The organism is Pseudoalteromonas sp. McH1-42, assembly GCF_022347845.1.
Classification (GTDB): domain Bacteria; phylum Pseudomonadota; class Gammaproteobacteria; order Enterobacterales; family Alteromonadaceae; genus Pseudoalteromonas; species Pseudoalteromonas rubra_D.
In genome coordinates, this window is record NZ_JAKRFU010000024.1 from 41,473 (window position 1) to 64,399 (window position 22,927).

Here is a 22,927-nt window from a genome sequence, read left to right on the forward strand (position 1 = left end):
GAAATTAACATTTACTTAATCAAGTAAGCCAGTAAACCCCCTGACCGGGTACGGACTTTTGTCTGCTTGTTTTTTACGTTCAACGGGGTATTGTGAAGAATTCATAAAAACGTATGGGAATGAGGATATGAGTATAGTTTTAACGACCCAGTGCCGAGATGATGTGGGGTTGATAGCCAAAGTAACCGGGCTGTGCTTTGAGCATAATCTGAATATCGTGCGCAACAATGAGTTTGTTGACAACGCAGGCGAGCGCTTTTTTATGCGCACAGAATTGACCGGGACAGTCAGTGAAGCATTTTTACCACAGCTTCGTAGTGCACTCCCAGACGGTGCCCAGGTGCATTTACACGGTAATGAAAAAACCAAAGTAGTCCTGCTCGCAACCAAAGAAGCCCATTGTCTGGGTGGTATGCTACTGAAACAGTACGAAAATGCCTTTAATGTCGAAATCCAGGCGGTGATCGCTAACTACGATACGCTTAAGCCACTGGTGGAAGGCTTTGGCGTGCCTTTTCATCTGGTGTCTCATCACGGCCTGACCCGGGAGCAACATGACGATGCCATGGCCAAAGTCATTGAGCACTATCAGCCCGACTTTATCGGTCTGGCTAAATATATGCGCGTCCTCAGCCCCGATTTTGTTGCGCGCTTTAGCAATCAAATCATTAATATTCACCACTCTTTCTTACCTGCGTTTATTGGCGCAAAGCCGTATCACCAGGCCTTTGAGCGAGGGGTAAAAATCATTGGTGCGACTGCACATTTCGTTAATGATGAGCTGGACGAGGGGCCAATCATTATGCAGGATGTCACCCAGGTGAGTCATGCAGATAGCGCAGAAGCCATGGCAAAAATGGGCCGGGATATTGAAAAAGTGGTATTTTGCAAGGCTATTCAGCTGGCAGCAGAACATAAGCTGTTTATCAACGGCAACAAAACCGTCGTGTTTGCCTAGCACACAACACAACGCCAACCTCCAGGGCTGGCGTTTGACACGCTCCAGGCTCGCAGCTAACTCGTACTTTCCACCGGTTCCAGTTGCAACTTAGCTGCAATTAACACCGCCTGTGTCCGATTATAGACACCCAGCTTACGGAATATCGCGGTAATATGTGCCTTGACCGTCGCTTCTGAAATATTCAGTTCATAAGCGATTTGCTTGTTGAGTAAACCTTCGTGCAGATATTGCAGAACCTTGTATTGCTGGGGTGTCAAAGAAGCAATTTGCTGTGCCAGCTGCTTGTCTTCGCCGTCGAGTTCGGCAATCTGATCTTTCAGGCTGGCAGGCAACCAGACATCCCCTTCGAGCACCTGATTCAATGCTTCAACAATTTCTTGTGATGATGACGCCTTGGGAATAAAGCCCATAGCACCATAGCCCATCACTTTAGAGATCACATTCAGGTCTTCACTACCCGACACCACTACGATAGGCAAACTCGGGTAATCTTCACGGATCCGGATCAGGCCATATAAATCGCCATTGCCCGGCATATGTAAATCCAACAACAGCAGATCCAGCTCTTCCTGTTCGGATAATTGTTGCAAGGTTTGCTCAAAGTTCTCAGATTCGAAAATCTCTAACCCGTCAAACTGATTCTGCAGTGCCCCCTTTAATGCTTCGCGAAACAGAGGGTGATCGTCCGCAATTAAAAACTGGTTCATGCTTGGCTCCTAAAAAATCGGCTGTCATTTCGACAGCCGATATAGTAGGTCAATATTTTGTCATAATTCAAGCGATTAACGCCCAATTAACGGTTTAGTCTGTTTTCGATCAATTCATCGACCACGCTAGGGTCTGCCAAAGTCGAAGTATCGCCCAATTGTTGATACTCATTCGCCGCTATCTTACGCAGAATACGACGCATGATTTTACCGGAACGCGTCTTAGGAAGACCCGGTGACCATTGGATCATATCCGGTGACGCAATCGGGCTAAGCTCTTTGCGTACCCAGTTGCGCACTTCCTTGGTCAGCTCGTCTGTGACGGCAACCCCTTCGTTTGGCGTCACGTATACATAAATGCCCTGACCCTTAATGTCATGGGGATAACCCACAACCGCCGCTTCTGCGACTGCTTCGTGTGCAACCAGAGCACTTTCAATCTCAGCGGTGCCCAGACGGTGACCCGACACATTGAGTACATCATCCACACGACCGGTGATCCAGTAATAGCCATCTTCATCGCGACGACAGCCATCCCCCGTGAAATACACGCCCGGATAGGCCGAGAAGTAAGTTTGTTCGAAACGTTCATGATCGCCATACACTGTGCGTGCCTGCGAAGGCCAGCTGTCCAGGATCACCAGATTCCCTTCCGTCGCACCTTGCAATGTATTGCCCTCTGCATCGAACAAGGCCGGTGCGATACCAAAGAATGGACGGGTCGCCGAACCCGGTTTCATATCCGTTGCGCCCGGCAGTGGCGTGATCATGATGCCACCAGTTTCAGTCTGCCACCAGGTATCCACGATGGGGCACTGGCTGTTACCAATCTTCTCGTAATACCAGCTCCAGGCTTCCGGGTTAATCGGCTCGCCTACTGATCCCATAATGCGCAAACTGGTGCGTTTTGAGCTGGCAATTGGCTCATCGCCTTTCGCCATTAAGGCACGGATAGCAGTCGGTGCTGTGTATAGGATAGTGACATTGTGCTTATCCACAACTTCACCGATACGTCCTGAACTTGGGTAAGTCGGGACACCTTCAAAAATAACCTGAGTGCAGCCATTTACCAGCGGACCATAAGCCATATAACTGTGGCCGGTGATCCAACCCACATCGGCAGTACACCAGTAAACATCGTCGGCTTTAACATCAAACACATACTCGTGTGTCATGGATGAATAAACCAGATAGCCACCGGTCGTGTGTACGACCCCTTTTGGCTGGCCGGTTGAACCAGACGTATAAAGGATGAACAGAGGATCTTCGGCATTCATTGGCTCAGGCTCACACTCACTGGCTACATCAGCCACCAGTTCATGCCACCAGACATCGTGCGCTTGCCATTCCACCTCTCCACCGGTGAGCTGATGCACAACTACATGTTCAATGTTAACACCGTCCTGGCTGACCGCTTCATCCACATTTGCCTTAAGCGGTACACAATTACCACCACGACGGCCTTCATCTGATGTGATCACAACTTTTGCACCCGAGTCTTTGATCCGATCAGCAATCGCTGAAGGTGAAAAGCCACCAAACACAACCGAGTGAATAGCACCAATACGGGCACATGCCTGCATGGCGTAAATTGCCTGTGGCGTCATTGGCATATAGATGGCAACACGGTCGCCTTTTTGGACACCCAGCTTCTTCAGGCCATTGGCCAGTTTTGCCACTTCATCGTGCAGTTGCTGGAAGGTGATATGCTCACTTTGCGTTGGGTCGTCGCCTTCCCAGATCAGCGCGACTTTGTCTGCATTGTCTTTCAGGTGACGATCAATACAGTTGTAAGAGGCATTCAATACACCATCTTCGTACCATTTAATGCTGATATGACCTTTGTCAAACGACGTATTCTTTACTTTGCTGTAAGGGGTAAACCAGTCAAGGCGCTTACCATGCTCCGCCCAAAACGCCTGAGGATCGTCAATGGATTCTTGGTATAGCTTTGTATATTGATCGTTATCTACCAGCGCTGCGTTCCTGATGGCTTCAGGAACCGGATAAATGCTCTGTGACATAGTCATCTCCATGTTGATTTTTGGCCAGACGGCGATTCACCAAGGATCGCCCACTCTTTTTATATTAAGTATTAGACCTTAGTTGTACTTGCACCTGTATTGCAAACATAGTAGACAAACCGGGCACTTCTGCAGATGTACGACAAGCGCAAGATACACAATGCAGAGTCGTTTCCCTCAGACATCCCACCTTAGTCGTATAGACCAAAGGTTAATTGAGTAAAAAGCCGTCATCAACAACATTGAAGAACACGAAGCACATTCGCTGACCTCACCCCGGGTTTGTCTGCGCAATCCGGAGCAATGTATACAGGAATTCAACTATGACAACAGCAAAGAAAAATAACTTAACGCTTAGTGCCCTGGCCGTGCAAACCGCGTTACTTGGCGGCCTGCTCACAGCCAGTGCCAATGCGGCTGAGCTGGGCAGTACTGAAGTAAAATATGGTGGATACATTAAGCTGGATGCTATCTGGAGTGACTTTTCCGATGGCAGTTTAGGCTCACAGCATATTGGCCGGGATTTCTATGTCCCTGGTACCACTCCTGTTAGTGGCGGCGAACCTAAAGATGCGGTATTTGATATGCATGCCCGTCAGTCGCGCTTCAACCTGTCTACAGATACCAAGCTGGATGATGGTAGCAGTATTAAAACAAAAATTGAGCTGGATTTTATCGCCTCAACCGGCGGCAACGAGCGTGTGACTAACTCTTACTCACCACGAATTCGTCAGGCGTATGTCACTTACAAAGGCTGGTTGTTTGGTCAGGCCTGGTCTAACTTCCAAAATGTTAGCGCCCTGCCTGAAACCCTGGACTTTGTCGGCCCGGCTGATGGCACCGTGTTTGTTCGCCAAGCTATGGCCAAATACACCATTGGTAACTGGTCTTTTTCAGCGGAAAACCCGGAAAGTACCATTACCTCTGAAGGTGGCGCGCGCGTGGTAACAGACGACGCCAGTATGCCTGATTTTACCGCACGATATACCTATAAAGCGGACTGGGGACACCTGGTAGTTGCCGCCTTAGGTCGCGAGTTGACCTATAAAGTCGCCACAGCAGATGAAAGCGAGACCTCATTCGGGATCAGCGCATCTGGTCGTATCAACTTTGGTAAGAACAACCTTAAGTTTATGCTGACACAAGGCCAGGGTCTGGGTCGTTATGTGGGCCTCAATGCAGCACATGGTGCGGTCTATGATGGCAAAGACCTGCATGCAATTGATTCGACCTCCGGATTTATCGCCTACCAGCATTACTGGAACCCACAGTGGCGTTCGACCTTCCTCTATTCTTTCTTGTCTGCGGATAATGACAAAGATCTGCTTGGTATCACCATAGATCCCACAGAGTCGACCACCAGCTATAGCGCGAATATCCTCTACTCACCAGTTAAAAAGCTGACCTTTGGTGCGGAATATAAAGTCGCAACACGTGAAACTGAAAGTGGCGCAGAAGGCGATCTGGACCGCCTGCAGTTCTCCGTAAAGTATGTTTTTTAAAACTCCCGCAACAAAAAGCCCGCATGATGCGGGCTTTTTATTTTTAAACTGTGTGTGCAGTGCTTACAAGGTTGCTTTTCGCTCGTTGTAATACTCAATCAGCTTATCGACAGCTTCCTGACAATACTCCCGTACGCCTGCAACCACCATGTGCTTTTCACCCTGACCAACCTGCTCATCACCATGGAACAGATTAAAGCGCAGGACGATTTTGCCGCGTTTGCCTTCAAAGGAAAACTCAGGCTCCGCCGGTTCAAGAGTCACCGACTCAATGTCCAGCATATCCAGGTGAATCGACATTGATTCGTAGATCACCATAGGACGTGCTGGGTTGATCATCACATCTTGTTTGCCCATCAATGGAATAATCACATGTGGGAAAGTCGTGCCCGAGAACTCAACGTAGTTACGGATCAAGCTGCTGGTCAGGCTGTCACATTGTTTGATTTCACCACTGCGTTTCACCGACAGCATGACCTTGTCTTCTGAGGTAATATCAAAAGCGTCACTCAACGGTGGAAACTGCAGACGACTGGTTTCATCCACCATGCCGACAAAATCAAAATGCATATTCTCACTCACACCGTAGCGTTCCAGGACTAGTGAGAACAACAGATCACCCGGTACACAGAATTTTTTAGCATCCACATCGTGCAAAGGGTTAAAGTCATCCGCCACTTGTTTAGCGAACTGACTGGCCTGCTCGCGGCTAATTGCCACGCTATCCATTTCTTGCTGGTAATAAGGAGTTAGCATAATTCACTTCTGTATTGCGTTAAAACCGCACTATGTTAGCAGAATTATGACCCACAGAGGTCATATCTGTTTAAGTTTCCTTAAAAAGACGTTTTTATCTGTTAAAAGTTTAGTAATTGCAACAAGTTAACAAAATCAAAATAGAGCCATAAGGGGTTCATACCCCCACGTCAGCAGCAACACCACACTGAATACAACAAAGATACCATAAGCCAACAAACCACTGCGCATCGCCGGCGCTGCTGCAACTGGCTCAGTTGTCTTACCCGTGAGCAGCGGCTTAACGAGGTTTTTGCCTCTCAGACGATAGAGCACAATCGCACTAATATGCACGGCAATGGCAATCAGCAAAATGTCGATATTGGTATGATGAATATCACCCGCCAACTCCGCCCAACTATAAGGCACATATGAAACCAGTGGCCCTTCAACCAAAATATCGTCGGTAGTGAACAACCCAGAGATCAACTGCACCATGATCAACACAAAAAATGCCAGTACCATGAGGCTACCTGCCGGATTATGACCAACAAACGGGGCTGAAGATTTCAACGAAGCAAGCACGGTTTTTGGAGAGTGGAATAAGCTGCTGAGTTTTGCCGTCTGGCTCCCGATCAGGCCCCAAATCAAACGCGTCGCCATCAGTGCCAATAACAGGTAGCCTGTTACAAAGTGGATTTCCAGCCAGCCTTCTTCGCCACTGAAATACAGCACCGCAATGCCAATGACCAGTAGCCAGTGAAAGCCACGTATGAATCCGTCCCAAACTTTAGTTGCCATGCTATTTACCCCGCGTGATATTGGTTACAACCCCGAAGGGTATCACAGCCGGGAAAAATACGTGAATTCGGGGCGAAGATTTGCGCTCATCGCCCCGAACAGTGAGATTAATATGCAAGATTCTGAGGTTACAGGCACGCAGCCACAATGGCGCGTGATTTGCTCAGGTCAACCTGCTGATGCTCTCCCAGTGCAACCATGCCATGACGCTCCAGTTGAGCGACGATTTTATCCACCGCCTCTTCACCGACACCATAGTCACTGAGACGCGTTTTCATGCCCAACGACTGGAAGAAGGCTTCGGTTTTCTCAATCGCCTGATCAATCGCCTGTGCTTCGTCACTGATATCCAGGCCTAACACACGCTCTGCGTATTGCAGCAATTTGCCTTGTTTACTGTCGCGCTGTTCATGCATCACGCGTGGTAAAACAATGGCCAGAGTCTGAGCATGGTCCAATCCATAAACGGCTGTTAATTCATGGCCAATCATGTGAGTTGCCCAGTCATGCGGTACCCCCGAACCAATCAGCCCATTCAGAGCCATGGTCGCTGACCACATCACATTAGCGCGAACTTTATAGTCCACCTCGTCTGAGAAGAGTTTCGGGCCGTCTTCCATCAAAGTCAGCAACAGACCTTCTGCAAAACGGTCTTGGACTTTCGCATCAATGGGGTAAGTCAGATACTGTTCCATCACATGTACAAACGGATCGACCACACCATTGATCAACTGACGCTCAGGCAATGAGCTCATTACTGTGGGATCCAGCACCGCGAATTTAGGCTGTACCTGCGGTGAGGCAAACGGTAGTTTGTCGTTGGTTTCTTTGTTTGAGACCACACTGAAGCTGTTCGACTCAGAGCCGGTTGCAGGTAAGGTCAGCACGACGCCCAGATCCAGGGCCGATTCGATTTGCGCCCCTTTGGCCAGAATGTCCCAGGGCTCACCCTTAAACTCAGCAGCTGCCGCAATAAACTTACTGCCATCAATGACCGAGCCACCGCCAACAGCAAGCAAATAGGTATATCCTTGTTGACGAATGACCTCGACCGCCTGCATACAGGTCTGATAGCTGGGGTTTGGCTCAATACCACTGAACTCACCCCAGTGATGATTGGCCAGCGCATCACTTACCTGCTGGTATATGCCATTGCTTTTAATGCTGCCACCACCATAGATGACCAACACTTTCGCGTCAGCAGGAATACTGTCCGACATAGCGGCAATCTGACCTTCTCCAAAGAGGATCTGCGTTGGGTTATGAAAACTGAAATTCAGCATGCTTTGTTCCTGTTAGTTTGTGACTCGATATAAAACGACTCTCAGTCTAGCCTGACAGACTGTCATGATCATTAGTTCACTGGCAAATTAATTTTGCCATACTGCAACAATACTAATACCATATTAATCTTACTTGCACTGGAGAAACAAAAATGTGGCAAGGGCTGGATATCTTTCTCGCCGTCGTTGAGCAGGGCAGTTTCAGTAAAGCCGCTCAGGCACTGGATGTATCAACTTCACATGTGAGCCGCCAGATCCAACAACTGGAGCAGCGACTGGGCACTTTGTTGCTGCAACGCACCACACGCAGCATTAACCTGACCGATGCAGGCAAGCATTACGCAGCCAAACTCAAATTGATCCAGCAAGAACTCAGCGAAGCCAATGATCAGCTACTGGGTGGCCAGCAAATACCGAAAGGACACATTCGCATTACTGGTGCCGGGGATTTCGTCGCCAATACGGTTGCGCCGGTGATTGCCGAGTTTTGCCTTCAGTATCCGGAAGTGACCGTTGAGATTGACTTCAACAACCGCAACGTTGACCTGGTTGAAGATGGCTTTGATCTGGCGATCCGCTTTGGCCGGATGCGTGACTCCAGTCTCATCGCCCGTAAGCTGACACCCCGACCCATGACCCTGGCTGCCAGCCCTCGTTATCTTGATGCTCACCCAGCCCCCACACATCCGCATGCGCTGGCTCAGCATAATTGCCTGCTGGCCGCAAATAATCGATGGCGTTTTATCATTGATGGTGAGATTGAAGAAGTCAAAATCAACGGCAACTGGCGGACGAATCACCCACATGCCCTGTTACAGGCCTGCCTGCAAGGACTGGGGATCTCTCATCTGGCACGCGACATTGTCGAGCCGCATCTCGCCTCAGGTGCACTGATCAGCCTGCTGGATGAGTTTCAGGTCACCGACAACGCCTCCTGGCTGGTTTATCCGCGTAAAGATCTCATGCCCTACCGCGTGCGCCTGCTTATCGACTTTCTCTTGGAGCGGTTTCAGTCCACATAGACAAGCTTTGACTGAATAAAGCTTGATCTATGTGGTCTGTTACTTTAAATTATATCGCACACGATATAATCTTGAGAGATTTTAAATGACAACACTATATGAGTTCAGTGCAAACACACTGCAAGGGCAACCGTTTGAGTTTAGCAGCCTGCAAGGTCGAGTGGTGCTGGTTGTTAATACTGCCAGCCAGTGCGGATTGACCCCGCAATATGAGGGGCTTCAGGCGCTGCATGAGCAATATGGTTCCCAGGGTCTGAGCATCATTGGCTTTCCCTGTAACCAGTTTGGCCAGCAGGAGCCCGGCAGTGCCAGCGAGATACAGCAAGGCTGCCTGATCAACTATGGCGTGGATTTTCAGATGATGGAAAAAATCGACGTCAATGGTGCACAGGCACACCCGTTGTATGCTTATCTTAAAGACGCTCTGCCCGGCCTGTTTGGTAATAAAATTAAGTGGAACTTTACTAAATTCCTGCTGGGTAAAGATGGCCAGCCATTAGCACGCTATGCGCCAACAACAAAACCTGAGAAAATAAGTAAAGACATCGAAAAAGCATTAAGCGCATAAAATGAAAGAGCAGCCCTCGGAACTACGTCTGGACAATCAACTGTGTTTTAGCCTGTACGCCGCATCGCGGCAGGTCACCCGGCTTTATCAACCGCTGTTGAAGGCGCGCGGCCTGACGTATCCGCAATATATTGTACTGATGATCCTCTGGCAGCAGGATGGGTTACTGGTGGGAGAAATTGGCAAACGCGCGCAACTCAATAGCAACACACTTACGCCACTGCTTAAAAGGCTGGCCCAGCAAGCATTAGTCACGCGGGAGCGCTCAGAACGTGATGAGCGCCAGTGCCATATTTACCTCACAGAAAAAGGCAAAGCACTGGAGGCTGACTGTAGCTGCATTCCCCAACAAATGCTGGCACAGACCAAAATGCCACTGGCAGATCTGCAACAGCTCAAGGCACTCCTGGATGGCTTTTTAACGAGTCAGTCAGACGCTGATTAGCCATAAAAAAGGCTGAACCTCAGTTCAGCCTTCTATATCCAACCCGTTTCATTACCCCGTCAATCTGAAGGGCATAATGTGAGTTGTTCGCCGTTACCCTATGCTTGGGTATTCACGGTATGCTTTTTCCAGCTTCTTCGCTTGCTTCTTAGACACACCCAGGTGGTTTAATGCCACCCGTAAGCGCGCACGAGACAAGTCTGATCCCAGGATCTCCATGGCATCCACCACAGAGGTCGACGAGGTCTTGCCGGTAATGGCAACGAAGATGGGCTCCAGGAAGTCCTTGATCTTCAACTCGTGGAAGGTCGCTACAGACTTAGCCACGGCGAAAACTTCACTCTTGTTCCACTGACGCAGCTTGTCCAGTTCCCAGATAAAGAACTGCAGTGCCTGACGCACGGTATCTTCTTCTGCTTTGCCCGCAGTTAATAGTGCCGGATCATACTCAGGGATCCCACCAACAAAGTGACCTGCCAGACCAACCAAATCAGACAAGGTATTAATGCGGGTTTTCGCTTCTGGCAGCACTCGCGCCAACATCTGGCCATTGAGCTTCCAGTCAACAAAGCGTTCAATCAGCTGTTCATCGCTGAGATCTTCACGGATCCACAGGCCATTTAGCCAGCTTAACTTGTCGATATCAAATACCGGACCACCCAAAGACACGCGCTTCATGTCGAAGTGTTCAATCATCTCAGCCAGCGTAAACTTCTCACGCTCATCAGGCATAGACCAGCCCATACGGCCCAGATAGTTCAGGACCGCTTCTGGCAGGTAACCCATTTCTTTATAGTAGTTAATAGAAGTCGGGTTCTTACGCTTAGACAACTTCGACTTGTCCGGGTTACGTAATAATGGCAGGTGGCCAAGAACCGGCGCTTGCCAGCCAAAGTCTTCGTACAGCTTGAGCAGTTTCGGCGCTGAATTGATCCACTCTTCACCACGGAAGATATGGCTGATCTGCATATGGTGATCGTCAACCACGTTGGCCAGGAAGTAAGTTGGGAAGCCATCCGCTTTCAGTAGCACCTGCATGTCGACATTTTCCCACGGGATCTCAATCTCACCACGCAGGTAGTCGTTAAATTTAAAGCTGCCTTCTTCTGGGATCATCATACGGATCACATAAGGTTTGCCCGCATCCAGGTTTGCCTGTACTTCTTCCTGAGTCAGTTTCAGACCACGGCCATCATACTTAGGACGTAAACCCTCGGCCATTTGCTGCTCACGCATTTCGTCGAGTTCTTGGGCCGTTGCAAAACAATAAAACGCCTTGCCTTCTTCCACCAGCTGATGAGCATATTTTTTATATAAGTCACTGCGTTCAGATTGACGGTAAGGACCAAAATCACCGCCGACATCCGGTCCGTGATCCCACTCCAGGCCAAGCCAACGCAGGCTGTCCATAATTGCTTGCTCTGACTCCGGGGTGCTTCTTTGCTGATCGGTATCTTCGATACGCAGAACAAATTCACCACCTTGCTGCTTGGCAAAACAGTAGTTGAATAACGCAATATAGGCTGTGCCTAAGTGGGGATCGCCCGTCGGTGACGGTGCAACACGCGTGCGGATAGTCATGTTTTTTCTCTTAAATTGTGTCTAATGAGGTCATGGGGCTAATGCTAGCATAGCCCCTTGTACGGGCAAACCGCTGACAGCCAGTATGCCGGATGTCGAGATTAAGCGGCTTGCTCAAGCTTTTGTAAATAGTCAACAATGTCGTTCGATTCATACAGCCAGGTTACCTGGTTCTGCTCTTCAATTCTCAGGCAAGGTACTTTGATTCTGCCCCCCTGCTCTTGCAGCTCCTGACGATATGCCTGATTATTCTTGGCATCACGGGTTTCCAGTTTCAGGCCTTCCCGCTTGGCGGCACGACGCACCTTAACGCAGAATGGGCACCCTTTGAATTGATACAGTTTCAGTTTGGCGGTTTGCGCATCCAACTTGGCTTGCGCCTCTGCAGGGCGCTTTTTGCTGCGCGGGGTAAAGATAAAATCAAACAGTAAAATCAGGCTGCCAAGCAGCATACGGATTAATTTCATTGTCATACTCCAGAATTCTTGTGGCGCGTAGAATACCACAGAATTGCCGGAAAATTGGCACCGAATGACTTAAAAAAGTTCAATATCTGAGGTCGTAACCTGTAAAGAGACGCCCTCCAGCGTGCCATAAAAAATGACCCGGTCCCGGCCATGTTGTTTGGCGTGATACAGTGCCATATCGGCCTGGTTAACCAGCTCGGACACTTGCATCACATCCGTCACATCCGTAAAGCCAACACTCAGGGTCACCTGGCCCACCTGAGGAAACGTCACAGAACGGATCACGCCGCGTACGCGATCTAACAAAGATTGGGCTTCGCTATCATTGTGCGCCTGAAACAAGACTGCGAACTCTTCGCCTCCGTAGCGAAACACATAGTCCTCGGCTCGAAAATTCTCTTTCAGATGCTGAGCGGTCAATAAAATCACTTCATCCCCTATGACATGACCAAAGGAGTCATTGACGCGCTTAAAATGGTCTATGTCGAACAAGGCCAGATACCAGCGACGCGGATCCGGCTCTTCTCGGGGCTGCAAAAAGCCCTGGCCTGAGGCGATTTCAAGGACCTTCTCATCAAAGGTCTGGCGGTTGAGTAATTGAGATAAGGGGTCAATACGGGCCAGTGCCAGTGTATGTAGCTGATGAAAAAACACATTCATCAAATGTGCAGTCAGATTGCAATTAGCCGGGGTTAACGCCTCATAGATCCACAGCAACCCAATCACCTGGTCATCAAGCCGTAACGGCATACAGGTGTAGGATTTACTGATGAGCACAGATTTGCCCATACACAGTTGGGCTTTCTCGAGCATCTCTTGCAATACCATGGGTTCGCTGACATGTTGCTGATAAATCAGCTTTAGCGCTTCTTTGTTAGACAAGCTAGGGCGAATAAAAAAACTCAAAGGTTGTTCTGGCAGCAGCGACTGTAGAATGTCGCAAAACTGCTGATACAATGCCTGCTCTTCTTTCAGCTCTAACAAGCTAATGGTGTATTCGTGTCCGCAAGTGGAGGTAGTCACGTAATTGCCCAGTATTCAGACCCAACTTAAAGATTAGCGCTTATTTACCAGCTTTCAATCCAACCTTCAAAACGGGCCTGACCTGAGCCCACGAATAACAGACTCAGCCAGGTAGCAACGAGTAAAACTTAGAGTGAGCCGGCGTAGATATCCAGTAACACCAGGTCGTCACGATGTACCACTACATTAGACGCCGGATACCCCAAAACCAGGGGGATTTCACTACTATGCAGACGTTTGATTTGGTCCATTTCCTGATGATCAAAAGCGACCAGTCCCTTAGCAAGCAATTGATTGTCAAGGTCACGTACTTCAATCACATCGCCCCGCGCAAACTCGCCGCCGATGGCCACAATGCCCTTCGCCAATAAACTTGCGCCCTGATGCGCGATGGCAGCCACCGCGCCGGGGTCACATTGCACATAGCCCGTTGATTTAGGACCTGACAAGAGCCATTTTTTACGTCCCTCAAGCGGCGCATCAAAGCGCACAAAGGTGGTGCTTTGTGCAGTACCCGCCATCACCTGTTCAATTACCTGAGGCTCAGCCCCTTTAGCAATGATGGTCTCAATCCCGGCCCGCTGTGCTGTGCGTGCGGCTTCGAGCTTAGTATACATACCGCCAGTGCCCAGCTTACTGCCAGCCCCACCCGCCAGCGCCATCAGTGACTGATCAATAAACTCGACCTCAGAGATTAACGTGGCCTTAGGATTATTACGGGGATCCGCCGTGAACAAGCCGGGCTGATCGGTCAGCAGTAAAAGCTTATCGGCATTGGCCAAAATCGCCACAAGCGCAGATAAATTATCATTGTCACCCACTTTTATTTCTGAGGTGGCGACGGCATCATTCTCATTAACGATGGGGATCACCTGATGTTTCAGCAACTGGGTTATGGTATCGCGTGCATTCAGGTAGCGCTCCCGGTCTTCTACATCTGCGCGTGTGAGCAGTAGTTGTGCCACTGGCTGATCAAATAGCGCAAACAGAGACTGCCATAAGTGGATTAATTGACCCTGGCCAATGGCCGCCAGCATTTGTTTTTCTGCTATCGAAACGCCGACGCTGTGCTCAACCGCATCTCTGCCCGCAGCCACCGCCCCACTGGACACCAGCACGGGCAGATAACCCTGTTGCTTGAGTGCCATACACTGAGTGACAATATCGATCATACGTGGTTTATTGAGCTTATCTGTACCGGCAGTAAGCACACTGGTCCCCAGCTTAATCACGATAACTTTACTTTTCTTCATTCCTCATTCCTTCACTGTATAAATGACAGGCATTGAGCTTTGTTATATCACGAAGAGGGGTGCAAAAAAATGGCACTGCAAAAAAGGGGTTGGATCAAAGAAACGCCCGCATTAACTTGCGTTGTCGAGCCAACTCGTTTAAAAAGCCTGTGACGAAAAGTAATGACAGGCTGGGATCATGAGCAAACCAAATAAAGAACTAAAAATGTTACCTTTACTCTTTGTAAGCATCGCTTTGTGTATTGGTGGCCACTTTATTTTGCAGCCTAACTATCAGGACAGTCATATTGCAGAATATGCTTTAGCAGCGCTGCCTTTTCTGATGTTTGCGATTGTCATTATTGCCATCAAGATCGCCATTAAAGCAGATAAAGAAGAATAAACCGGGGCCAAGGCATCATCACAACTTGTGGTAGCCAAACCACTGCGGGACGATGGGCTGAGACTGACCGCTGGGCGTCAGCTGAACATAGTGCTTTCCATCGATGAGATCTAACACCATACAGTCATCCACGGCATACAAATCATCTTTATGGCGCAATTCGGTATCAGGCAGTAATGTGTTGAGCGCACGGGCTTTGGCCGCTTGTGCTGTTGGCGCAACAAACAAGCCAAATTCATGCTGCTCAGCCAGACTGTCATGGCGATAGCCTCCCAGATTCACAAAATATAAATTGGGCTGTTGAACGGGTGGTTCACTGACCAGATCTACCTGGTAACCATCGATATGTCTGAGCGCGACATAGCTGTCCATGTGTACTTTGTCTTTGTCACCGACCCATTGCTGCTTTAGCGCGCCAAATGTGTCTTCAATACATGTACCAACCACGAAACGAATATCATGCATTTCAATGTGACAGCCACTCAAACGGCCGCCCAGATAAACCATAAATAACTGCATTATTGACCCTATAAAATGAACATATACCAGTTTATGGTACCACAGTGGCTTTTCTGTCTCAGTTCGATGTCTTTTTAAGACAAAATGCGGTATTGGTTGCTAAACAAATAAAATAACACAAGGAAACTCCCGCCATGATCCGGTTTATTTGCCTGGCCCTGACTTTGTACAGTGGGATCAGCATGGCTCAGTTTACACTGATACACAATGTCAACGGTTATACCCCCACTCGCAGCGGCGAAATCAAGACCTTTGCAACCTTAGTGATTAAGGATGGTAAAGTCGTTCGGGTGGGCAACAAGCAGCTTACAGCCCAATACCCAAAAGCCAGCAAATTTGATGGCCAGGGGATGACTTTACTACCAGGGCTGATAGACGCCCATGGTCATATCATTGGCTTGGGCAATAACCTATCCCGGCTTGATATTCGTGAAGCCAATTCAGTCGAGCAGGTAGGTCAGCAACTTAAAGAATTTAGCACCCAAAACCCCAAGGGCTGGATCCTTGGGCGCGGCTGGGATCAAACACGCTGGACGCCTAATCGTTTTCCCACTGCGGCTGATCTGGACAAATTTGTCAAAGATCGACCTGTGGTCCTGACGCGGGTTGATGGACATGCCATCTGGGTCAATAGCATGGCAATGTCATTGGCGGGGATTGATGCACAAACGGCCTCTCCTGCTGGCGGTGAGATCCTTCGGCATTCTTCAGGCAATCCGACCGGTATTTTTATCGACAAAGCAGAGAACTTAGTAAAAAAACACATTCCACCCACGTCCACCGCACACCTTAATCAGGCTCTGAATAAAGCCGGTGATCATTTGCTCAGCCTGGGCATAACCAGTGCACACGATGCTGGTATCGATAAACAAACCTGGAAGCTTTACCAAAGCCGCTCACAGAGTCAGACCTTACCGCTGCGTATCTATGCCATGCTCAGCGCCGCAGATCCTCAGCTGGATAGTATGTTACAAGCGGGTGTGTATAAAGATAAGCGCGATATGCTCTCTGTACGCAGTGTTAAAATTTACGCGGATGGTGCCTTGGGTAGCCGAGGTGCTGCGCTACTGAAAGACTACAAAGACCGTCAGGGCTATCGAGGCCTGATGCTTGAGCAGCCGCAACACCTCGAACAATTGATAACACAGGCCGTTAAACATGGCTTTAGTGCGCACACGCATGCCATTGGCGACCGCGCCAATCGGCTGGTGCTGGACAGCTATGAAAACGTCTTTAAAACCACCGGTGGTAAATTATTAAGAAACAGAATAGAACATGCGCAAATTGTTGAGCCAGATGACATTCCAAGATTTAAGACCCTGGATATCATTCCCTCAATGCAACCTGTGCATGCCACCTCAGATATGCACATGGCTGAGCAAAGGCTGACCGATGAGCAATTAAAAGGGGCGTACGCCTGGCAAACCTTTTTACAACAGGGCAGCAAGGTTGCCGCTGGGTCGGACTTCCCGGTAGAGCTAGCCAACCCGTTTCATGGCCTGCATGCTGCAATCACTCGCATGAATGCGCAACAACACCCGCAGCAGGGTTGGCGAAATCATGAACGACTGACACGAACACAGGCTTTACAGGCGTTCACGTTAGACGCAGCTTATGCCGCTTTTCAGGAGTTTAAGCTGGGCAGTCTTGAACAGGGTAAATGGGCTGATTTTATCTTGCTAGATAAAGATTACTTTAAAGTGCCAGAGCAGGAGATCAGAGACATCCAGGTTAAACAGACTTGGATTGCGGGTCAGCTACGTTATTCACAAGATTAGGCTTGTATCAGACTGAAACTCAGAGCGGCGCGACAGCCGCTCGATATGCCCTGTCAGGAGGAAGTGTCGCTATCTGAGCGGTGTAGCTTAGCCAGGTGATAAATATTCACCAGCGCCAGTAATCCGTTGGTTAATGCAACGGGCCAGGCAGTGATCATTACCCCATAAATGGTAAAGCAAATACACCCTGCGAGGTTGAACCAACGTAACTTGACTACATTGGACATCATTAGAGAAACGACTAAAAAAGCGGACGCAACGTAACCTAAAAGTTCCCAAGTCATTTGTTCTCTCCTCGCAGTTGAGTTAGCATTATTCAGTGTAGACACCAAGACTCAGAATGCAGGATAATAGCACTCGTCTAAATTGGCGTTGGCTTGCATAAAGCACACTGTCGTCATGCAAGCAACATTGAATAAAAAGGCTAACTCACTAAACCCCATAGAAATTAGGACCTGAAATAAGCTCTAACACGGGAACGGGGTGAAAAGCATTTAGCCTCTCAATCGGGTGAGTTAGCATGAAACCGATGACACGCATGCTATCTTCATAACAAATTAATAAATAGGACAATTGTCCGAAGAGCCATCCAGATGTTTCAATATCATTTTTCAACCACTTTGGTGGAACAACTACTCAGCTTCGCTGGTAATAGTTTTCAGCACACAAAAAAAGAAGTGCTCATCCATCAGGATGAACCACTCACAAAGCTGATCCTGGTGAGAAGTGGTACGGTGTCTTTTAGTTACGATGTGGGTAATGGTCGGCGCCTGCTACTGGGCCAGCTAGACTGCAACAACACCTTAATAGGTGAGATTGAAGCATTGAATAATCAGCCATGTATATACACGGTCACCTGCCTGAATGACGTACAATATAACTTAATCGAGCTGAAGCATTGGCGGCAGCTTTTGCTCGAGCAGCCGGAGTTAAGCTTATACACGGCACAAACGATTGCGGCAAAATTCACAGAAAACCAAAAAATAAACCTCGACAAACTATTACTACCGCTAAGTTACAATATCGCCAAAGATTGCTTACTCAGAGCAGAGAACAACCATCCCGCTTTGTTGCGGGCCTATTCAACCGTTAGTGCTGAAGCAGAGCGCTTTGCGACTACAGAACGTGCCTATCGCCGTGTGGTTAGTGAACTTGTTGAAAAAGGGTTAATTGTGAGAACGTCGGAGGGTTTAAAGCCCGTAGACATGGCAAAATTACAAGAATTTATCGACGCATTTGCGCAAATTTAATTACTTATAATGCTTCACAATAGTGGATTATTAACAGAAGTAGCGTGATAACCTAAAAGTACATCAGTAGGTTATTATTTTATGTGAAATTTTGGATAAAGATCGAGCAGTTCACTTGACGAAAAATTAATGTGGGCTTATCCTCTAAACACTAATTTGCGTGCAGGGCAAGGCTCACTTACATCTGCAAAGCATTAGTGACTACTCTCAGTTTACTTGGATTTAAAGGAAAAGGTAAAAATCATGGGAAACAAACAATTCAAACTAACAAAACTTGCCCTGGCATTGGGCGTTACAGTTAGTTTAGCAGGCTGTTTTAGCGACAATGACAATAACGTTGATATCCAGCCGCCACCGGAGCCAACTCAGAAAGTGGTAGCTCCACCTACAGATCAGGTTGTTGACAAGCAAGCCGGTTCATTCTCAATTGTTGTAACTGACTCGCAAGGCCAACCTCTTAGCGACGAAGTAAGTGCCTCAATCAACTTCACCAGCGACAATGCTGCCAGCGTTTTAAACACCGCAGGCGCTGCATTAACTGACGAAGACAGAGTTGCTACTGGCGGTTCATTCGCATTTACAGTAGACACTATCCCAGCAGACACAGGCCTATCCTTTGATTTTGTTATAACAGCAGACGGCTTCCTGTCAAACTCAGGTACTGTTGAAATTACAGCAGATGCAGCAGACGTTGCAGACCAAATTCGTCTGACAGCTCGCTCTCTAGAACAGGCTGAAGACGCAGCACCAATCATCGCAGCGACAAGCACGCTTGCAGATCTGGCGGGTGAAGGCGTTACAACTTCATACTCAGCGGACGGTGGTTTAGCTATCGAAGGCGCAGACAGCATTACTTTGACTCAAGATCTTGATGCTGAGAAAAATGAAAACAAAGCGGCCGGTGGTGTTGCAGTTACACTAGATAACGGCACAGTATTCCGTGACGCAGCTAACAACGTACTAGAGACAGTACCTACGTTAACTGTAGCATACTTCGCGAACGAAGCTTCTCGTTCAGAAGCTGAACAAGACGGTGTGGCGGCGCAAGATTCTTCTCTTGATGCCTTCCCTGGCGGTCTTGCTCTGACTGTTGCTGAAGATCCTAATGACGAAGCTGGCACGGCGCGTGAAGGCTCGTTCACTACAGGTGGTTTCGTTGCAATTGAATTAGTTGACGAAAATGGTACCAAAGTTGATAACTTCGGCGACGGCGCTATTAAAGTTGCAATGAAGATTGACAAAAATACCGTCAATACGTGTCCTATGACATATGCAGGTGAAGACCTGAGTGCTGAAGCCGTTGCTGCTGTAGCACAAGCTGACGGTACTGGTCTGTTCGCTAACGGTGTATGTACGCAAGCTGTTGCAACTCGTAAAGTTCAAGCAAACGACATCTTCCCTGTTTGGAGTTACAACGAGAATCTAGGTAAGTGGTCTTTCGAGAGCTACGGTGTAGTTAAGCCAGATGCAGACGAAAATGCAACAACGTTCGACGTTGCAGTATCTGTTAATCACCTGTCTTACTGGAACCTGGATTTCTTCACCTACATCCTGGATGCAGAGAAGTGTGACAACCGTCGTCTAAGCTTCGACATTGTTGATGCGAACGACAACCCAAGCCAAGTCTACGCAGACGTATTGGTTGAAGCGAACAGTTACCGTCTACTAATCGGTGCATACAACCGCTCAGACCTGACTAAAGGCACATTCAGAAATCCTCCTTCATTCCCAGTTAAACTGAAAATGATGAAAGATGGCGTGAACATTCTGGATAACGCTGTTACTGGTGACAATGTAACAGTTGGTGGCGCTGCTGACGGTACTGCAACAGGTGTTGAATTCGCTAACCTGTGTGACCTGAACAACGGTACACTTAAGCTAACCACTGCTCCAGCAAGCAACATTGTTAAGCCATTGACTCCTCAGTTCGTGTGTTCAAACAATGACGCTGGTGACATCCCTGCAACACCGGTTTCTACACCGACTATTGCTCAACTGTTCCGTGGTGGTCGCTTCGTTAAGACGTTCTACCCTTCAGGTCAGTTCGACGTAACACTGGAAGGTGGTGATACTGCAGCTTACACTGTTCGTTATAAGAACCCGAACAACAACACTTGGTTCACTCAAGCAATTGAAGCTAATACTACAGCTGCAACGCTTGATATCCCAGTAACTTGTACGATTAATGAAGTGCCAGTTACAGGTACCGGTGGTAACTAATCACTAAAGTAAACTGAATTAAAGCCGCGTTTTACGCGGCTTTTTTATTTTCCGCGTAAAAATCGTCTTTGTGCGTTTTATTAATCATTACGAGTGACGCCAATGATTGTATGAGCCAGCTAAACACAACTGCAGCTGATATAGGCAATCCTGCTCGATTAAGCACAAAGTATCATCATAGGATTTGGGCTACCTGAGCCCACATTAAGCGATTTTTATATCTCATATCGATACGACACACTTACTGCCTAATTTACCCTCCGAAGCCCTCACCGGCTTAGCCTTAACCAGCTAAGTACACAGTCTGTCAGGCCAACTTTCATCTGATATCAAGCATGTATCGATGTTTTTATACAATATTATCAGTGGCATTTTCTTAATTCAGGGCAGCAGGAAAGGAAAGCTGACAGGTACTATGTTGAACATGTAGTTCTAATCCATGTTACCAGCATTCACCACTTCAACGGGGGACCCATCTATGCTTAGCTGGCGCCTTAAAGGCATGGCGTATTAAATAACACAACCTTACAAAATAGCGTACCTTCCACTACAGAAGTACTGCGCTGAAAGCCGCATAGTACAAATGAATAACAGGAGCCGAAGACTGATTGAGGTGGGCTCAGAACAACGCATAATGTGTCTGAACGCAGTTGTGAGTTCTAAAAGCGATGAAGAAGTAGGTCATACTGGAAGACTGCTGCTATAGCCAGTCAATTAGGTAGACACGTCATGTTTCACATAAACAAAAGGAGCACCCATATGAACTGCTGAGTGCTCCGCTACGCTAGTAGTCGTTATAGTTCCAGGTCTTTTACGTCTGCCAGACCCTGATCTTCGCCTTCTTCAGGCTTGATGGTTGCCTGAAGCAACAGCATTTCACGCAGCTTGCCTTCAATCTCATCAGCAATGGCGGTGTTTTCTTTCAGGAACTTTATTGAGTTTGCTTTACCCTGGCCAATCTTATTGCCATTGTAGCTAAACCAAGCACCGGCTTTATCAACCAGTTTGTGTTTCACGCCCAGGTCGATAAGTTCGCCCTGCTTCGACGTCCCTTCGCCGTACATGATGATAAATTCAGCTTGCTTAAATGGCGGCGCAACTTTGTTCTTAACAACCTTTACGCGGGTTTCGTTACCGATAACCTCATCACCCTCTTTAACAGAGCCAATACGACGAATATCCAAACGTACAGACGCGTAGAACTTAAGCGCGTTACCACCTGTTGTGGTTTCCGGGTTACCGAACATCACACCAATCTTCATACGGATCTGGTTGATGAAAATACACAGTGTGTTCGAACGCTTAATATTGGCAGTCAGCTTACGTAATGCCTGAGACATCAAACGAGCCTGCAAACCAACATGGGTATCACCCATTTCACCTTCAATTTCCGCTTTCGGTGTCAATGCAGCTACGGAGTCAACAACTACCACGTCTACAGCACCTGAACGTACCAGCATGTCACAGATCTCTAGCGCCTGCTCACCCGTATCTGGCTGAGAGACCAGAAGGTCGTTGACATTCACGCCCAGCTTTTCTGCATAGACCGGGTCCAAGGCATGCTCTGCATCAACGAAGGCACACGTTTTACCTTGTTTTTGCGCTTCTGCAATGGCTTGTAACGTCAGGGTTGTTTTACCTGATGACTCAGGCCCATAAATTTCGACAATACGACCAGTTGGCAAGCCACCGATACCCAAAGCAATATCCAGTCCCAAGGAGCCTGTAGAAACGGCTTCAATATCTAATGCCTGGCTATCACCCAGCTTCATGATAGAGCCTTTACCAAATTGTCTCTCAATTTGAGACAATGCAGCGTCGAGCGCTTTTTGTTTGTTATCGTTCATTTGCTTCTCCAATCTAGCGTAATGACCACAAGTATACTGTATGGAATTACAGTATCAAGCTTAATTTAACCATTTAGCACAGAAATTATTTTTTCAATAGCAAATTCAATAGCTTGCACGCGAACCTCCGCTCTATTCCCAGTAAATTGACAGACTTCACACAGTACTTTCCCCTGTAAATAGAAGCCAAACCACACTGTACCAACCGGCTTCTCTAATGAACCACCACCCGGTCCGGCAATGCCCGATACCGCAATGGCAACGTCTGCCCGAGCAGCATTCGCTGCCCCTTGCACCATTTCATGAACGGTTTGCTGACTAACCGCTCCAAACTCAGCCAGTGTTTTTTGCGCCACCCCCAACAACTGGGATTTTGCCTCATTGCTATACGTGACAAAACAACGCTCAATATAAGCGGATGACCCGGGCGTATCGGTCAACGCATAGCTAATGCCACCCCCAGTACATGATTCTGCGGTAGTGATTGTCAGCCCGTTATTAGTTAGAATAGCCCCCAATTGTGCCGCCAGGCTGGCTATCTCAGTATGAAGCTCCATAC

22 protein-coding genes are annotated in these 22,927 nt (G+C 48.1%); 9 read left to right on the top strand and 13 right to left on the bottom strand.

Features of this window, described 5'->3' with window-relative positions:
- The first annotated feature begins 127 nt into the window (after positions 1–127).
- Positions 128–958 (top strand): formyltetrahydrofolate deformylase, encoded by an 831-nt coding sequence (gene purU / locus MHN31_RS19545; RefSeq protein WP_239445115.1) that lies wholly within the window; start codon positions 128–130, stop codon positions 956–958.
- A 56-nt stretch (positions 959–1,014) separates the two neighbouring features.
- Here the strand turns inward: purU and MHN31_RS19550 are convergent, their stop codons facing one another.
- Both MHN31_RS19550 and acs read right to left on the bottom strand, forming a co-directional pair.
- On the bottom strand, positions 1,015–1,668 hold the full coding sequence (locus tag MHN31_RS19550) for a response regulator transcription factor (RefSeq protein ID WP_138536096.1): 654 nt from the start codon (positions 1,666–1,668) through the stop codon (positions 1,015–1,017).
- Positions 1,669–1,754: 86 nt separating this feature from the next.
- A complete protein-coding gene (gene acs / locus MHN31_RS19555) occupies positions 1,755–3,692 on the bottom strand; it encodes an acetate--CoA ligase (protein ID WP_125558239.1) in 1,938 nt (645 codons plus the stop codon).
- Positions 3,693–4,015: 323 nt separating this feature from the next.
- Here acs and MHN31_RS19560 point away from each other — a divergent pair, with 323 nt between their 5' ends.
- The gene (locus tag MHN31_RS19560) at positions 4,016–5,194 is read left to right on the top strand and encodes a DcaP family trimeric outer membrane transporter (protein ID WP_125558241.1); all 1,179 of its coding nucleotides are present in this window, start codon (positions 4,016–4,018) and stop codon (positions 5,192–5,194) included.
- Between the two features lie 63 nt (positions 5,195–5,257).
- On the opposite strand, the gene MHN31_RS19565 is transcribed toward MHN31_RS19560, so the two are convergent.
- From MHN31_RS19565 to MHN31_RS19575, 3 genes are all read right to left on the bottom strand, one after another.
- Entirely contained in the window at positions 5,258–5,950 is a 693-nt protein-coding gene (locus tag MHN31_RS19565) for a DUF3581 family protein (protein WP_239445116.1), read from the bottom strand.
- 135 nt (positions 5,951–6,085) lie between these two features.
- Positions 6,086–6,730, bottom strand: a complete 645-nt coding sequence (locus MHN31_RS19570) for a cytochrome b/b6 domain-containing protein (protein WP_239445117.1) — start codon at positions 6,728–6,730, stop codon at positions 6,086–6,088.
- A gap of 128 nt (positions 6,731–6,858) precedes the next feature.
- Positions 6,859–8,013 (bottom strand): iron-containing alcohol dehydrogenase, encoded by a 1,155-nt coding sequence (locus MHN31_RS19575; protein WP_239445118.1) that lies wholly within the window; start codon positions 8,011–8,013, stop codon positions 6,859–6,861.
- A gap of 152 nt (positions 8,014–8,165) precedes the next feature.
- On the opposite strand from MHN31_RS19575, the gene MHN31_RS19580 reads away from it, so the two are divergent.
- The 3 genes from MHN31_RS19580 to MHN31_RS19590 all read left to right on the top strand — a co-directional run bounded on the left by MHN31_RS19580 (position 8,166) and on the right by MHN31_RS19590 (position 10,048).
- Positions 8,166–9,035, top strand: a complete 870-nt coding sequence (locus MHN31_RS19580) for a LysR family transcriptional regulator (protein WP_138536088.1) — start codon at positions 8,166–8,168, stop codon at positions 9,033–9,035.
- Positions 9,036–9,120: 85 nt separating this feature from the next.
- Complete coding sequence (locus MHN31_RS19585; RefSeq protein ID WP_138536086.1) at positions 9,121–9,603, top strand: glutathione peroxidase; 483 nt, start codon at positions 9,121–9,123, stop codon at positions 9,601–9,603.
- 1 nt (position 9,604) lies between these two features.
- Complete coding sequence (locus MHN31_RS19590) at positions 9,605–10,048, top strand: MarR family transcriptional regulator (RefSeq protein ID WP_239445119.1); 444 nt, start codon at positions 9,605–9,607, stop codon at positions 10,046–10,048.
- 93 nt (positions 10,049–10,141) lie between these two features.
- Here MHN31_RS19590 and gltX read toward each other — a convergent pair whose 3' ends face one another.
- From gltX to proB, 4 genes are all read right to left on the bottom strand, one after another.
- Positions 10,142–11,629 carry a glutamate--tRNA ligase gene (gltX, locus tag MHN31_RS19595; RefSeq protein ID WP_239445120.1) on the bottom strand — a complete coding sequence of 496 codons (1,488 nt, stop codon included), beginning with the start codon at positions 11,627–11,629 and terminating at the stop codon, positions 10,142–10,144.
- Positions 11,630–11,730: 101 nt separating this feature from the next.
- Positions 11,731–12,096 (bottom strand): glutaredoxin, encoded by a 366-nt coding sequence (locus MHN31_RS19600; protein WP_010383201.1) that lies wholly within the window; start codon positions 12,094–12,096, stop codon positions 11,731–11,733.
- Positions 12,097–12,165: 69 nt separating this feature from the next.
- A complete protein-coding gene (locus MHN31_RS24425; RefSeq protein ID WP_239445121.1) occupies positions 12,166–13,119 on the bottom strand; it encodes a GGDEF domain-containing protein in 954 nt (317 codons plus the stop codon).
- A gap of 128 nt (positions 13,120–13,247) precedes the next feature.
- Positions 13,248–14,372, bottom strand: a complete 1,125-nt coding sequence (gene proB / locus MHN31_RS19610) for a glutamate 5-kinase (protein ID WP_239445122.1) — start codon at positions 14,370–14,372, stop codon at positions 13,248–13,250.
- Between the two features lie 178 nt (positions 14,373–14,550).
- Between proB and MHN31_RS19615 the strand changes: the two genes are divergently transcribed.
- The gene (locus tag MHN31_RS19615) at positions 14,551–14,754 is read left to right on the top strand and encodes a hypothetical protein (RefSeq protein WP_138536078.1); all 204 of its coding nucleotides are present in this window, start codon (positions 14,551–14,553) and stop codon (positions 14,752–14,754) included.
- Between the two features lie 18 nt (positions 14,755–14,772).
- Here MHN31_RS19615 and MHN31_RS19620 read toward each other — a convergent pair whose 3' ends face one another.
- Positions 14,773–15,273 carry a DUF1543 domain-containing protein gene (locus MHN31_RS19620; protein ID WP_239445123.1) on the bottom strand — a complete coding sequence of 167 codons (501 nt, stop codon included), beginning with the start codon at positions 15,271–15,273 and terminating at the stop codon, positions 14,773–14,775.
- 134 nt (positions 15,274–15,407) lie between these two features.
- Here MHN31_RS19620 and MHN31_RS19625 point away from each other — a divergent pair, with 134 nt between their 5' ends.
- The gene (locus MHN31_RS19625) at positions 15,408–17,051 is read left to right on the top strand and encodes an amidohydrolase (protein ID WP_239445124.1); all 1,644 of its coding nucleotides are present in this window, start codon (positions 15,408–15,410) and stop codon (positions 17,049–17,051) included.
- Between the two features lie 53 nt (positions 17,052–17,104).
- Here MHN31_RS19625 and MHN31_RS19630 read toward each other — a convergent pair whose 3' ends face one another.
- Complete coding sequence (locus MHN31_RS19630) at positions 17,105–17,335, bottom strand: YgjV family protein (RefSeq protein ID WP_138536076.1); 231 nt, start codon at positions 17,333–17,335, stop codon at positions 17,105–17,107.
- Positions 17,336–17,644: 309 nt separating this feature from the next.
- On the opposite strand from MHN31_RS19630, the gene MHN31_RS19635 reads away from it, so the two are divergent.
- Both MHN31_RS19635 and MHN31_RS19640 read left to right on the top strand, forming a co-directional pair.
- Positions 17,645–18,301: a cyclic nucleotide-binding domain-containing protein gene (locus tag MHN31_RS19635; RefSeq protein WP_125558268.1), complete on the top strand. Its 657-nt coding sequence runs from the start codon at positions 17,645–17,647 to the stop codon at positions 18,299–18,301.
- 243 nt (positions 18,302–18,544) lie between these two features.
- Positions 18,545–20,521, top strand: a complete 1,977-nt coding sequence (locus MHN31_RS19640; RefSeq protein WP_239445125.1) for a hypothetical protein — start codon at positions 18,545–18,547, stop codon at positions 20,519–20,521.
- A 794-nt stretch (positions 20,522–21,315) separates the two neighbouring features.
- On the opposite strand, the gene recA is transcribed toward MHN31_RS19640, so the two are convergent.
- Positions 21,316–22,368 carry a recombinase RecA gene (gene recA / locus MHN31_RS19645; protein WP_010383217.1) on the bottom strand — a complete coding sequence of 351 codons (1,053 nt, stop codon included), beginning with the start codon at positions 22,366–22,368 and terminating at the stop codon, positions 21,316–21,318.
- A gap of 65 nt (positions 22,369–22,433) precedes the next feature.
- Positions 22,434–22,925, bottom strand: a complete 492-nt coding sequence (locus MHN31_RS19650) for a nicotinamide-nucleotide amidohydrolase family protein (protein ID WP_125558274.1) — start codon at positions 22,923–22,925, stop codon at positions 22,434–22,436.
- Positions 22,926–22,927: the final 2 nt, after the last annotated feature.